The sequence below is a fragment of the Pseudomonas sp. genome, assembly GCF_030698175.1.
In the GTDB taxonomy this organism is placed as follows: Bacteria; Pseudomonadota; Gammaproteobacteria; order Pseudomonadales; family Pseudomonadaceae; genus Aquipseudomonas.
In genome coordinates this window covers 1-13,159 of the sequence record NZ_JAUYNT010000002.1, presented here as the reverse complement: position 1 = coordinate 13,159, position 13,159 = coordinate 1, and the positions used below count along the sequence as shown (strand labels likewise).

Annotated in this window: 14 protein-coding genes; 3 read left to right on the top strand and 11 right to left on the bottom strand. The window is 58.0% G+C overall.

What is annotated here, in order from left to right; genetic code table 11:
• Window positions 1-30: 30 nt before the first annotated feature.
• Complete coding sequence (locus Q8R10_RS00680; RefSeq protein WP_305650083.1) at window positions 31-1,056, bottom strand: DUF2066 domain-containing protein; 1,026 nt, start codon at window positions 1,054-1,056, stop codon at window positions 31-33.
• Window positions 1,057-1,418: 362 nt separating this feature from the next.
• Between Q8R10_RS00680 and purM the strand changes: the two genes are divergently transcribed.
• Genes purM through Q8R10_RS00665 form a run of 3 tightly spaced genes read left to right on the top strand, consistent with a single transcriptional unit; the run spans window position 1,419 to window position 3,878 of the window.
• Window positions 1,419-2,477, top strand: coding sequence for a phosphoribosylformylglycinamidine cyclo-ligase (purM, locus tag Q8R10_RS00675; protein WP_305650081.1), 1,059 nt, complete (start codon window positions 1,419-1,421; stop codon window positions 2,475-2,477).
• Window positions 2,477-3,139: a phosphoribosylglycinamide formyltransferase gene (purN, locus tag Q8R10_RS00670; protein WP_305650079.1), complete on the top strand. Its 663-nt coding sequence runs from the start codon at window positions 2,477-2,479 to the stop codon at window positions 3,137-3,139. The genes purM and purN overlap by 1 nt, the downstream gene beginning before the upstream one ends.
• A 13-nt stretch (window positions 3,140-3,152) precedes the next feature.
• Window positions 3,153-3,878: a DUF3108 domain-containing protein gene (locus tag Q8R10_RS00665; protein ID WP_305650077.1), complete on the top strand. Its 726-nt coding sequence runs from the start codon at window positions 3,153-3,155 to the stop codon at window positions 3,876-3,878.
• Between the two features lie 33 nt (window positions 3,879-3,911).
• Here Q8R10_RS00665 and Q8R10_RS00660 read toward each other — a convergent pair whose 3' ends face one another.
• The 10 genes from Q8R10_RS00660 to Q8R10_RS00615 all read right to left on the bottom strand — a co-directional run bounded on the left by Q8R10_RS00660 (window position 3,912) and on the right by Q8R10_RS00615 (window position 13,009).
• Window positions 3,912-5,129, bottom strand: a complete 1,218-nt coding sequence (locus Q8R10_RS00660) for an EAL domain-containing protein (RefSeq protein WP_305650075.1) — start codon at window positions 5,127-5,129, stop codon at window positions 3,912-3,914.
• Between the two features lie 15 nt (window positions 5,130-5,144).
• The gene (locus Q8R10_RS00655) at window positions 5,145-6,206 is read right to left on the bottom strand and encodes a chemotaxis response regulator protein-glutamate methylesterase (RefSeq protein ID WP_305650073.1); all 1,062 of its coding nucleotides are present in this window, start codon (window positions 6,204-6,206) and stop codon (window positions 5,145-5,147) included.
• Window positions 6,203-6,706: a chemotaxis protein CheD gene (locus tag Q8R10_RS00650; RefSeq protein WP_305650071.1), complete on the bottom strand. Its 504-nt coding sequence runs from the start codon at window positions 6,704-6,706 to the stop codon at window positions 6,203-6,205. Before Q8R10_RS00650 ends, Q8R10_RS00655 begins: the two co-directional genes overlap by 4 nt.
• Window positions 6,703-7,518, bottom strand: coding sequence for a protein-glutamate O-methyltransferase CheR (locus Q8R10_RS00645; protein WP_305650069.1), 816 nt, complete (start codon window positions 7,516-7,518; stop codon window positions 6,703-6,705). Before Q8R10_RS00645 ends, Q8R10_RS00650 begins: the two co-directional genes overlap by 4 nt.
• Window positions 7,519-7,549: 31 nt before the next feature.
• The gene (locus Q8R10_RS00640) at window positions 7,550-8,083 is read right to left on the bottom strand and encodes a chemotaxis protein CheW (RefSeq protein WP_305650067.1); all 534 of its coding nucleotides are present in this window, start codon (window positions 8,081-8,083) and stop codon (window positions 7,550-7,552) included.
• A 9-nt stretch (window positions 8,084-8,092) separates the two neighbouring features.
• Window positions 8,093-9,742 (bottom strand): methyl-accepting chemotaxis protein, encoded by a 1,650-nt coding sequence (locus tag Q8R10_RS00635; protein WP_305650065.1) that lies wholly within the window; start codon window positions 9,740-9,742, stop codon window positions 8,093-8,095.
• 72 nt (window positions 9,743-9,814) lie between these two features.
• On the bottom strand, window positions 9,815-12,004 hold the full coding sequence (locus Q8R10_RS00630) for a chemotaxis protein CheA (RefSeq protein ID WP_305650212.1): 2,190 nt from the start codon (window positions 12,002-12,004) through the stop codon (window positions 9,815-9,817).
• 2 nt (window positions 12,005-12,006) lie between these two features.
• Window positions 12,007-12,345 carry a lipid asymmetry maintenance protein MlaB gene (locus Q8R10_RS00625; RefSeq protein WP_305650063.1) on the bottom strand — a complete coding sequence of 113 codons (339 nt, stop codon included), beginning with the start codon at window positions 12,343-12,345 and terminating at the stop codon, window positions 12,007-12,009.
• A 44-nt stretch (window positions 12,346-12,389) separates the two neighbouring features.
• Window positions 12,390-12,758, bottom strand: a complete 369-nt coding sequence (locus tag Q8R10_RS00620) for a response regulator (RefSeq protein ID WP_305650061.1) — start codon at window positions 12,756-12,758, stop codon at window positions 12,390-12,392.
• A gap of 29 nt (window positions 12,759-12,787) precedes the next feature.
• The gene (locus Q8R10_RS00615; protein WP_305650059.1) at window positions 12,788-13,009 is read right to left on the bottom strand and encodes a hypothetical protein; all 222 of its coding nucleotides are present in this window, start codon (window positions 13,007-13,009) and stop codon (window positions 12,788-12,790) included.
• Between the last annotated feature and the right edge of the window lie 150 nt (window positions 13,010-13,159).

Sequence of the window (13,159 nt, the reverse complement as noted above, 5' to 3'; positions counted from 1 at the left end):
GGCAACTAAGGCGGCCACTGCGCGCAATCACTACCAGTGAAACTGCAACACTGCAGGGTTTGCTACAGTCGGCACAGCCAACGCCGGGGCAAGTGCATCGGCTGGCGCCGGGCCTTCTTCTAAGCGCGCCAAGGCTAACTGTGCGCGCAACTGCTCGGGGCTGGCATTCACCGAATAGAGCAACTGTTCGCCCGTCGCCCGCAGTAACCGCGCACCGAAGGGCGCCAGCAGCCCCTGCAATTGGGCATAACGCTGCAGATTGGCGCCCTGCACCTGTAACTGCAGCGCTTGCGCGGCGCCCGGCCGGCTGACAAAGCGCGGCGCTAGACGCTGGCTCACCGCCAGCAACACGGCATCGGCCAGCGCCTGCTGATCGGCGCCCTGGACGCTGCCCTGCTCACGCGTATCACCCAACCACAGTCGCCATTGCGCCTGCCACTGGCCGTCGGCCTCGCGCGCTTGCACGGCGAGCAAAGCATCGGCGCCATAGCGCGCCGAGGCGGGCTGCAAGGCCTCGGGCTGGTTGGCGGATAAATTTTCTGGGGTCGCCAGTAACTGCTCATCCAGATCAGCCAACGGCAAACTCAGCGGCAAGCCCCGCAATGTCGCGGCGTTGCGCAGCACTGCGGCGGCTGGCTGGGCATCACCCACCAGCGCACTGCCATCGCTAGAACTGTTTAACCACCAGGCCAAAATCACTGGCCGATTTGCGCCCCACAAGGCCAAGCCAACTTGGCGCAAGCTGCGCTCGGTACTGACCGGGTCAAACTCGACCAACAGCACCTGCGGAGGACCCACCTCGTAGGCATAACGACTGATCAACTGCTGCGGATCGGCACGTAGCGCGGTCAAGCCTGGGTTTTGCAATGCCTGCGGGTCGCCGGTAAGGCGCAGCACCAAGGTATCCAGGGCGCGATTAAGCGCCGCATTGCGCTCATCCGGCTGCTGGCTGGCAACCGCCTCACGCACTTGATAAAGACCACTGACGGTTTGCGCGGCCAGCGGCAGGCACAGCAGCGACAGACTCATAACCAACAAACGGGCGATAACGCGCATCGAATTCTCGGCAAGGATAAGGTTAGAAATAGACCTCTACCTTAAACAGCCACCCGCAGACCGGCAACCATTGCCGCCTAAACGCCCCAATCGGCAGGCGACAAACTGCCCCGTTAGCCGCCTCGGTGGCGCACTTGCGCCGGTAAAGACCCGGCAATTCAGGGTTATTCGTCGGGTCAGACGTCAACCGCACTGACTACTGCGGGTCGAACGGCATGCGCCGATGGCCGCTGACGTGCAAGCCTGATAAAATCGCGCGCCTTCGCAGACCGGCTTCGGCACTGGCCGAGTTCGAGTGCAACGCTACTCACTCAAGCCAACCCGGTCGCGCCCCGCACATCCCTTTCAAAAGGCCTGGACCTATGAGCAAGCAACCTTCCATCAGCTACAAGGACGCAGGCGTCGATATCGATGCCGGCGAAGCCCTGGTCGAACGCATCAAGAGCGTGGCCAAGCGCACCAAACGGCCGGAAGTCATGGGCGGCCTGGGCGGCTTCGGCGCCCTGTGCGAAATCCCGGCCGGCTACAAGCAACCGGTGCTGGTCTCGGGCACCGACGGCGTCGGCACCAAACTGCGCCTGGCCTTAAACCTCAATCAGCACGACAGCATCGGCATCGACCTGGTCGCCATGTGCGTCAACGACCTGATCGTCTGCGGCGCCGAGCCGTTGTTCTTCCTCGACTACTACGCCACCGGCAAGCTCAATGTTGAGGTCGCCACCCAGGTGGTTACCGGCATCGGCGCAGGCTGTGAACTGGCCGGCTGCTCCCTGGTGGGCGGTGAAACCGCCGAAATGCCAGGTATGTATGAAGGCGAAGATTACGACCTGGCCGGGTTCTGCGTTGGCGTAGTGGAAAAATCCGAGATCATCGACGGCACTAAAGTAGCCGCCGGCGACACCCTGTTGGCCCTGCCGTCTTCCGGTCCGCACTCCAACGGTTACTCGCTGATCCGCAAGATCATCGAAGTGGCTGGCGCCAAGATCGAAACCATCGAACTCGACGGCAAGCCGCTGACCGAGCTGCTGATGGCGCCGACCCGCATCTACGTTAAACCGCTGCTGCAACTGATCAAGGAAACCGGCGCGGTTAAAGCCATGGCCCACATCACCGGTGGCGGCTTGATCGAAAACATTCCGCGGGTACTGCCAGAAGGCACCCAAGCGATCATCGACATCAACAGCTGGCAGCGCCCGGCGGTATTCGACTGGCTGCAAGCGCAAGGCAACGTCAACGAGATCGAAATGCACCGCGTACTCAACTGCGGCGTGGGCATGATGATCTGCGTGGCCCCAGAAGATGCCGAAGCTGCACTGGCCTGCCTGCGCGCCGCCGGCGAGCAACCGTGGGTGATCGGTTCTATCGCCAACGCTGCCGAAGGCAGCGAGCGCGTGGTGCTGAACAACCTGAAAACCCACTGATGCCAGCAGCCGCCTGCAAGGTGGTGGTGCTGATCTCAGGCTCCGGCAGCAACTTGCAGGCGCTGATCGACAATATCGCCGCCGGTGAGAATCCGGCCAACATCGCCGCGGTGATCTCCAACCGCGGCGATGCCTACGGCTTGCAACGCGCCCAAGCGGCCGGGATTACCACTCGGGTGCTCGACCACAAAGCTTTTAGCGACCGCGAGAGTTTTGATCGGGCGCTGATCGAGGCCATCGATGGCTTCGATCCGCAACTGGTGGTGCTGGCCGGCTTTATGCGCATCCTCAGTGGCGACTTTGTCCGTCACTACCAGGGCCGCCTGCTGAATATCCACCCGTCCTTATTACCCAAGTACAAAGGTCTGCACACCCATCAGCGGGCGCTAGCCGACGGCGAGCATGAGCACGGCTGCAGTGTGCACTTCGTCACCGAGGAACTTGATGGCGGACCGCTGGTCGTACAAGCGGTAGTCCCGATAACCCAAGGCGATACGCCAGACGACTTGGCGCAGCGCGTTCATGCCCAAGAACACCGTATCTATCCACTGGCGGTACGCTGGTTTGCCGAGGGCCGGGTACGTCTTAACGAACAAGGTGCAAGCCTTGATGGCCAGTTATTAGCGGCCAGCGGTAAAGTACTCCACCCCCTCGACACCTAATCCAGGAGACCTTATGCGGCGCGTCTTATTGTTGCTTGTTAGCGCTTTTAGCCTAATCAGCCTCTCAGCCCAAGCCCTCGAGCTGAAACCCTTCACCGCCAGTTACACCGCCGACTGGAAGCAGTTGCCGGTCAGTGGCACGGCGGAGCGCAGCCTCGAGCGCCTGCCGGATAACCGCTGGCAGCTCAACTTCGAAGCCGCCATGCTGGTGGCCAGCCTCAGTGAAGTCAGCACCTTTCGCATCGAGAACAACAGCTTTCTGCCGCTGACCTACCGCCTTAATCGTGGCGGCCTGGGCAAGAGCAAGAAGGTTGAGCAGGATTTTGACTGGACCGAGAAACAAGTTATCGGCAGTGATCGCGGTGACTCGGTACGCTTGCCGTTAAACCGCGGCCTGCAAGACAAGTCGACCTATCAGCTGGAGTTGCAGTTCGACGTGGCCGCCGGCAAACAAAGCATGAGCTACCAGGTGGTTAACGGCGACGAGATCGAAACCTATGACTTTCGCGTGCTCGGCCCCGAGCGCGTGCGCACTCAAGCCGGCTTGATCGATGCGATTAAAGTTGAACGGGTGCGCGATCCGACCAAGAGCAACCGCAAGACCGTGCTCTGGTTTGCCAAAGATTGGGACTACTTACTGGTGCGCCTGCACCAGGTCGAAACCGACGGTAAGGAATACCAAATCATGCTCAAAGACGGCAAAGTCGACGGCAAAACCGTTAAAGGTCCGCAGGAATAGCCCCCCACTTATAAGCGCCTACAGCAGGGCTAGTTACAGCCCCTGCAGGCGCACTCGATTGGCCCGCCACCATGCCAACAACGCCCCGCCCGGCATCGGTTTGGCAATAAAGTAACCCTGCGCCACATCGCATTGCAGCGTGCGTAACAACATCCAATCTTCACGCGTCTCCACGCCCTCAGCCACCACTTTAAGGTTGAGCTTGCGGGCGATATCCAGCGCACTCTCAAGCATGATGCGCAGGTGCAGCTTCTGACTGGCGCCATTCACAAACGCCCGATCGACCTTCAGCTCCGAGCACGGCACTCTTGAGAGTTGCAACATGCCTGAGAAACCGGTGCCGTAGTCATCGATCGACAAAGCAAAACCATTTAGCCGCAAGCGCGCAAGCGTACCCAGAGTGACACCGAAGTCAGTCATGATCTCGCCCTCGGTGATTTCCAGAATAATAAAGCTCGACTCAATGCCACTCGCCTTTACCCGTTCGATAATCGCATCGGCCAGCGTCGAATCGGCCAACGTGCTCGCTGCCAGGTTAATCGAAACGTGCAAAGGCAAGCCCTCCGCATGCCAATGCTGGCAATGCTGCAAAGACATGTCGAGCATTGCCAGGGTCACCTCAGCCATATGGGGGCTGCGCTCAATCAGCTCGATAAACTGCCCCGGCATCAGCAAGCCGTGCTGCGGATGCTGCCAACGGATTAATGCTTCGACCCCACACAACTGGCCGTCGAGCAAGCTCACCTTGGGCTGAAAATACGCCACAAACTGCCGGGCGCGCAGGGCCGTGGCGATATCTTCGATGGTTAATTGCGCCCCCCGATCAACGCGCACATTGACCACATCAGCCTGCTGTAAATCACCAAAACGGCTTAGGCAGGCACTCAACTGGATCAACGTCACAGGCTTTTGCAGCACGCCCAGCAACTTGACACCCAAACTCTGGCCCATGCTCTCGACCACCGACAACAACGTGTTTTCGCGCGAACTGGCGACTATCACTGCCTGAGTCAAACCCAGCCGAACCATTTCCTGCATGACTTGCACACCGTCCAGGCCGGGCATTTCCAGATCAAGAATGACCAACTCAAACTGTGGATGCTCAAGCAAAAAGGCAATTGCCTGCTGGCCGTCCTCGGCCTGGGCGATTATGGAAATACCTATTTGCTGGCACAGGCTCATGGCAAATTCACGCTGCAACAGACTGTCATCAACCACCAGCAAGTTTTTCGGCAAGCCATGCTCGCTCATTTCTACCTCCTAATTTCAGCGCCAGCTCATGACTACTGCCGGTATCCCGTCGAGCGCGACTATCTGCTCTACTCCGCCCAGCTTGATCGCCTCTTTAGGCATGCCAAAGACCACGCAACTCTCCTCATCTTGCGCCCAGGTCCGCGCTCCGACGTCGCGCATTTCTTTAAGGCCGCGAGCACCGTCATCGCCCATGCCGGTCATGATCACCCCCAGAGCATTGGGGCCGGCATGCACTGCCGCGGAGCGAAACAACACATCCACCGAGGGTCGATGCCGGCTAACCAACGGGCCATCTTTCACCTCCACGTAATACTGTGCACCGCTGCGCTTGACCAACATATGCTTACCACCCGGCGCAATCAGCGCGAGACCACGAATAATTCGGTCACCGTCGCAGGCCTCACGCACCTCAATCACACACAAGCCGTTCAAGCGCTGTGCGAAGCTCTGGGTGAATTTCTCGGGCATGTGCTGGACGATGGCAATCCCCGGACTATTGGCCGGCAGCTGGCAAAGCACCTGTTCCAACGCCTGGGTACCGCCCGTGGAGGTACCTATAACAACAATTCTTTCTGTGGTTTTCTGGTTCTTCAAGCCCACCGGCGCTTGCAGCAAGGCATCGGCCGAGAGTTTCTCCAGCGGTTTGCGGTCTGCCACTGGCACCGATTTACGCACGCGCGCCTGGGCCGCCGAGCGAATGGCACTGACCAGTTCATGACCACTTTCCTGAAGAAAATCGCGCAAGCCAATGGTCGGCTTGGCGATCACCTCAACGGCACCCGCCGACAGGGCATCGATGGCGATATCCGAGCCGCGCTGGGTCAGGGTTGAACAAATCACCACCGGCGTTGGCCGGGTCGCCATGATCTGACGCAGAAAAGTAATACCGTCCATGCGCGGCATTTCAACATCCAGCAAAATTACATCAGGCCAGTTGCGCTCCATCTTCTGTAGCGCCAGCAAAGGATCCATGGCCGAACCTATTACCTCGATATCCTGATGCGCCTGCAGTAACCCCTGCATAACTTCACGCATCACGGCCGAGTCATCAACAATCATTACCTTGATGGTCATTCGCGTAACTCCTGCTTGGCCATCGACACCGGCAAGGCTTCGCCGTAGCGCCCCCAAACATCGCCGGTTGTCAGTTCAAAACGCAAATAACGGTGTACATCCCCACCGACATCACAACTGCTGGGGACTAGCCCGAGCCGGGCCAAAGCCGCATGGGCAAATTGAATATTCTTCTCGCCAATGGCAAAACTGGTGCCGCTGCCAGCTTGCGGCGTGCGCGAACCGCCAAATAATTTAACTTCGTACTGGCGGATATCGATACCACTCTGGCGCACCTGCTGCACCAGCCAAGCCAACGCATCTTCGCCATAACGACCATCGAGGAAACCTGCGGCCGCGCGCTTCTGATTACCTGGCAACAGAAAATGGCACATGCCACCCACCTGTAATTGCGGTGACCAGAGAGTGACGCTGACACAGGAGCCGAGCAAGGTTTCCACCCGTACACCCTCACCACCGAAAAACCACTCTCCCGGATTGAGAAATACCCGCGAGCTCATCGCTCAACCTTGCGGTAGATCGACGGCGCCAGCGTCTCCAACGGCAAGTCACTGCCATGCAAGGTTTCCGAATGTCCCAACATCAGCCAACCGCCTGGCACGAGGCGCTCAAGCACATGCCCCAGCACCTTGAACTTGGTCGGCTCATTAAAATAGATCAGCACATTGCGCAACAAGATCAGGTCAAACTGACCTAATTCCGGTTGCGACTTGGTGAGATTGCCAAGGCGGAACTCCACCCGCTCACGCAAGCTGCGTTCAATCAAAAACGCACCTTGATAGCGCCCCGTACCCTTGAGGCAATAGCGTTTTAAATAAGGCGCAGGAATCCCCTCGCCCCGCGTCATCGGAAACAGTCCCATGCGAGCATTTTCCAGCACCAGCTGGCTAATATCAGTACCTACCACAGACCAAGGTTTGGGGCTGCGAAAGCTGTCCAGTAACATCGCCAGGGTGTAGGCCTCCTCGCCGGTGGAACTTGCCGCACTCCAAACCCGTAGTTCACTGGCCCCGGAAAACGCCGGCAGGATACGGTTCTGCAGAAATTCAAAATGCTTGGGTTCACGAAAGAAATAGGTCTCGTGGGTGGTGATCAGATCGATCGCCGTCTCCCGCTCCTTGCTACCGGCAGGTGACTGCAGCAATTGGTAATAGTCGCTATAGCTGTCCAGCCCGAGCGCAGTCAGGCGCTTGGCCAACCGACCAAACAACAGCGACTTCTTGGCCGGAGCCAGGTAAATACCAATGTGCTTGGCAAAAAACTGCCGAAACAGCTCGAACTCGGCATCACTGAGGGTCAGGTTATATGCCATAGCCACGCCGCCATCGGCCATTGTTCATGCCCTATTCTGCTTGCGCCGAGACACCAATCAAGTCAGCAATTTCGCTGACTGAAAGCACCTGCTGGATTTCCAGAATGACAATAAACTGTTCGTTTTGATTAAGAATGCCGGCAATAAAATCGGCGCGAATACGCGCACCAAATGCTGGCCGCGGTTCAACCTGGCGCGGTTCAACAGTCAGTACGGCATTCACCGCATCGACAATAATGCCCAGCAACTGGGTCGTGCCATCCTGCTCAACCTCGACAATGATGATGCAGGTTCGCCGGGCAATGGTGGTTTGCTCACGGCCGAAACGCACCGCCAGATCCAGCACCGGCACCACGGCGCCGCGCAGGTTAATCACTCCACGCAGAAAGATCGGCATCATCGGTATCGCGGTCAGCCCGCCAAACTCGATGATCTCGCGGATATGCTCAATCGGTAACGCAAACAACTCATCGCCAAGGGTCAAGGTCAGAAACTGCTGAGTCAGCGGTGTGTCAGTCTGCGCCGGCGCCCGACTGGCGCCGGCATAGGGTTGGGGAAAGGACATTAGCGCCTCCTAGAAACGAGTGAATTGCGACTCATCGGGAAGTTCGCCATGCCCGCGCCCAGCACTCTTACTGCTACTGCGGCCATCACTTGCCAGCTTCGAAGGTGCAACCCGAGCGTTTGGCTCACGCCTGGTAGCGCGCTGCTGGGGCACGACATCAATGCGAAAGAACTGAATCATTTCTTGCAACTCAATCGCTTGCGCACTCATTTCTTCGGCGGTGGAGGACAGCTCCTCAGAGGCCGATGCATTGATTTGAGTTGTTTGGGCCAACTGGCCAACGGCCAGATTGATTTGCTCCAGCCCCGTGTTTTGCTCGCGGGACGCCGACGAAATCTCCTGTACCAAGTCGGCGGTTTTGCGAATTGACGGCACCATCTGATTGAGCAAATTGCCGGCGCGCTCGGCCAGAGTGACACTACTGCTGGCCACCGAACCGATTTCCTGCGACGCCACCTGGCTGCGCTCAGCCAACTTGCGCACTTCCGCCGCCACCACAGCAAAGCCCTTGCCATGATCGCCAGCCCGCGCGGCTTCAATCGCGGCATTCAGCGCGAGCAGATTGGTTTGGTAGGCGATGTCGTCAATGATGCCGATTTTTTCGGCAATTTTGCGCATGGCGCTGACCATGTCGCGTACTGCGTCACCGCCCTCCACGGCATCCTTGGCCGACTGACTGGCCATGCTGTCGGTGATCTTGGCATTTTCGGTATTTTGCGAAACGGTAGAGGCAATCTCCTCCACTGAGGCACTGGTTTCCTCAACGTTAGCCGCCTGCTCAGAGGTGGTCTGACTGAGTGACTGGGCCGAGGCCGAGATTTGTTCCGAGGCCGAGGCCAGTGCTTCGGCATTGCTGCGCACGTCACTCATCACCGAACGCAAACGCAATACCATCTGTTGCAGACTGTAGAGCAGGCTCACCTGATCACCTGCGCGCAGCTGAACTTCAACCGTTAAGTCACCGGCCGCCACTTGTTGCAAGGTATCCACCGCATCGCCAGGCTCGCCGCCCAATTGGCGCATCAAGCTGCGGGTAATCATCATGCCCAGCAGCAGCGCCAACACCACACTGCTGAGCATGACCCCAAGACTGACAAGCAACAGCCACTCATAGCGGACATGGGCCAAGTCATACTCCTGCTTGGCCACCGCCAATTGCACATCAACCAGCTTGGAGAACCGATCCGAGACCGGATCAATCACCTGATACAACTCTTGCTTCACAAATGCATCCAGCGCAGCCCCATCTTGCTTTTGCAAGATCTGCTCAAGTTTCAACACTGCTGCATCGGCGCCGCTTAATAATGGGCGCAACTCTTCGATGAGTTTTTTCTCGTCATCGACCAGAAAGGTCGAGGTGTAAGCCTTCCATTTCTCGGCGATCAGCTTACTGGCCTGCTGCACATTGCTCACCCCGTCCTGCCAGACAATATTGCCATTGCGCACTTTATGGGCGGTATCGACCACATTGACCGCATACATATCGGCGATCACCTTGAGGTCTTTCAAGGGCACTACGCGGTCGTTGTACACCGTGTCTATGCCGGCTTTGGTGTCCTGCATGCCCTTGAGACCGAGCACCCCGATACTCACCAGCAACAGGATCAACACACCAGCCAATATGGCTAGCCGAGTCACCACCTTCATTTTATCAAACATGTCTGTCTCCTCGACCGCTGTAGCCTGCATAGTTATTGCTTGTTGTCTGGGGTTGCTGCTTATTTAGACTGTTCATGAGGCCACACTGGCCGGCGCCCGCACCGGTTGATCGGCGGCGTTACGCCCGGCCTGTTGAATCAGATGGGCGACATCGAGAATCAAGGCGACGCTGCCATTGCCGAGAATGGTCGAGCCACTGAGCCCACGATTTTTTTGAAACAACGGCCCCAGCGGTTTAATCACCGCCTGGAACTCGCCAACCAACTGGTCGACCACCACGCCTGCACGACCTAAACCACATTGCAGCACCACCAGGCTTTCCCGCACGGCCGGCTCACCGGTGATGCCAAACAGCTCACGCAGGCGGATAAAGGGCAACGGCTCGCCACGTAAATTGACCAGATAGTGACGACTGTCTTGTGGCACCTGATCAACGCACTCGATCACTTGTTCCAGCGGCAGCACGAACATCTCGGCGCCAACCTGCACTTGAAAGCCATCGATAATTGCCAAGGTCAGCGGCAGGCGGATGCGCACCGTGGTGCCAGAGCCAAACTCACTAAGCACCTCGACCTCACCGCGCAACTGCTCAATATTACGTCGCACCACATCCATACCAACGCCGCGACCAGAGAGGTTGGTGATCTGTTCGGCGGTGGAGAAGCCAGGTTCAAAGATCAGTCGATAGACTTCTTTGTCACTGAGTTGCTGTTCCGCAGCAATCAGGCCGCGCTCGAGCGCCTTGGCCAAAATTCGCTCGCGGTTGAGCCCGCGACCATCGTCGATCACCTCAATAACGATGCTGCCGGAGTCGTGATAGGCGTTCAGTCGCAAGGTGCCGGTGCCGCTCTTGCCCAGGCCGATGCGCTCACCGGCCGGCTCGATGCCATGATCCATGGAGTTGCGCACGATATGCATCAGCGGATCGGCGAGTTTCTCCACCATCGATTTGTCCAACTCGGCATCGGCGCCGGAGATAAGCAGTTGGATGTCTTTACCGATCTCTTTGGAGACGTCGCGCACCACCCGCGGAAAGCGTTGGAATACCTCACCAATAGCGACCATGCGCAGGGTTAAGGCGGCATCACGGATACGTTCAACTAGATCGGCCACCCCCTGGCTGGCCTCTTGCATCTCGGCAGGCTCACCTTTATGCACCAGCAGGTTGGCCGTAGCGCCGGCAATCACCAGTTCGCCGACCAGATTGATCAGCTCATCCAGCTTGCCGACCTCGACCTTAATAAAGGTCTGTTCTTGATTACGCTTTTCCTCATGCTGCTTCTGTTTACCCAGCGCCGCCGCGATCACGGTCGGCGGCACCATCTGTTCCTCAACCAGCAAAATACCCAGCGGTAGCCCGGGTTGGCGCTGCTCACGCTGGCGCGCCAACACTCGCTCAAGTTCGTGATGGGTCAGGGCGCCGCATTGCTGGAGAATTTCGCCGAGGCGTTGCGGGTTTTCCGCCAAGACTTCGATCAGCTGCAGGTATTCATCGATGCGACTGTGCGGCGCCAGAATGTGCAGTTGTGCATCGTCGCGGATAAATTCAAACACATCCTCAATCGATTGCTTACTGGCCTGCGACTCAAGCTCCAACTCGAAACCTAAATAGCAGGTTTCTGGATCGAACTCAGACAACTCGGGCAGTTTATCGATCAGGGTATGGACATAGACAATCCGCCCCAACTTGCCCAGATAGCGCAAAAATGACAGTGGATCCATACCATTGCGCAACGCATCTGCAGGCATGCGCAGGGATATATGCCAGATATTGCTACTGACCGTCTCGCCTTCCAGCACCTCTATCAGCGGCTCGGGCTCCGCTATCAACGCCACATTGCTGGCCGCCGCAGGCTCAGCGGGGCTGCTGGCATCGACCAAATACTCGGCCAACTGCGCCAACAAAAAACCGCGCAGCTCGGCATTTGGCTCCTGCGCTTCGCTGTCGTTTTCGACCGCATCAATCAGGCTGCCGATATAGTCACCGCAGGTCAGCAGCAACGACAACATGATGCCATCGAGCGGCAACTCGCCATTGCGCACTTTATCCAGCAGGCTTTCCACCACATGGGTAAAGCTCACCAGCGAGTCGAGGGCAAACAATCCCGCCGAGCCTTTGATGGTATGCGCGGCGCGAAATATTGAGTTGATCCGTTCGGCCGTATAACCCTCGCTCTCGATCGCCAACAGCGCCTCCTCCATGGCCGCCAGTAACTCACGAGCTTCTTGCACCAAGATCGCGCGCGCACTCGCCATATCCATGCTCACGATCTGGCTCCCTCTTCATGTTTGGGGATCACCAGCGGATCACCTAACTGCGCACCCAGATTGAGCAGGTCGATGACCTCACGGACCACGAATGAATGGCCGACAAACTGCAACGGTTTGTGCTGCCGGCCCGCCTCGCGTTTGAGCAGCAACAGCAATTGCACGCCACTGCTGTCGAAATCCTCAACCCCGCTCAGATCGACCTGCAACTGATCGACCGCCTCCAGCGCCTGCAACAGCTCTTGCTTAGCCGACGCGGCAGCATAGATATTCAAATCGCCGGCAATGCTCAAGCTGTGCCGTCCGGCCTCGTCATGCTGTGTGATGTCCGCCATCGATGACTCCTGTTCACAACTGGATAAACAGATCGGCAACACCCCTAGGGCAGGATTAATTTGGCCACTGCATCCAGCAACACCGGCGGCTGGAACGGCTTAACCACCCAGGCGCGGACACCGGCAGCCTTGCCGGCACTCTTCATCGCCTCGCCTGCCTCGGTGGTCAGCATGATCACCGGGGTGAACTTGTAAGCGGGTAACAACTTGGCCGCCTTGACGAAACTGATGCCATCCATAACCGGCATATTCACGTCAGAGACGATCAGATTGATTTTTCGGCCATCCAACTTGCCCAGTGCATCGCGTCCGTCGCACGCCTCCACCACGGTGTAACCAGCCCCTTTCAAGGCGATCCCCACGACCTGACGAAAGCTCGTTGAGTCGTCAACAATCAGCACGGTCTTACTCATTAATAACGCCCTCCACGTGGTTCATTGCCTCAGAAGAAAGTCACGGACGATTGCTCGACCTTGCCCCCACCGGCTCCTGAATGAACGCGTTTTTGTTCTAGGGTGGTATAGCTGGATTCAAGTTGCTGCAACCATTGCTTGGCCTGCGGCGGCACTGGGTCGCGCAAATGCCCCTGCAGGCGCTGCATGTCATCGGTCACATGGCAGGTGATCTGGCTGACCCGGTCCTGAAACTGCAGATCAACCAGCACGTTATTAATGGCTATGTGCCCATTAACTGTTGAGCGCCGCAAAACTCGTGGGAGGGGCTTTAGCCGCGATGCTTTGCAGTGTGCCAGCGCGCCCTGTGGGATGCGGGTCGCGGCTAAAGCCCCTCCTACAAAGAGCTACCGCTTGGCGCA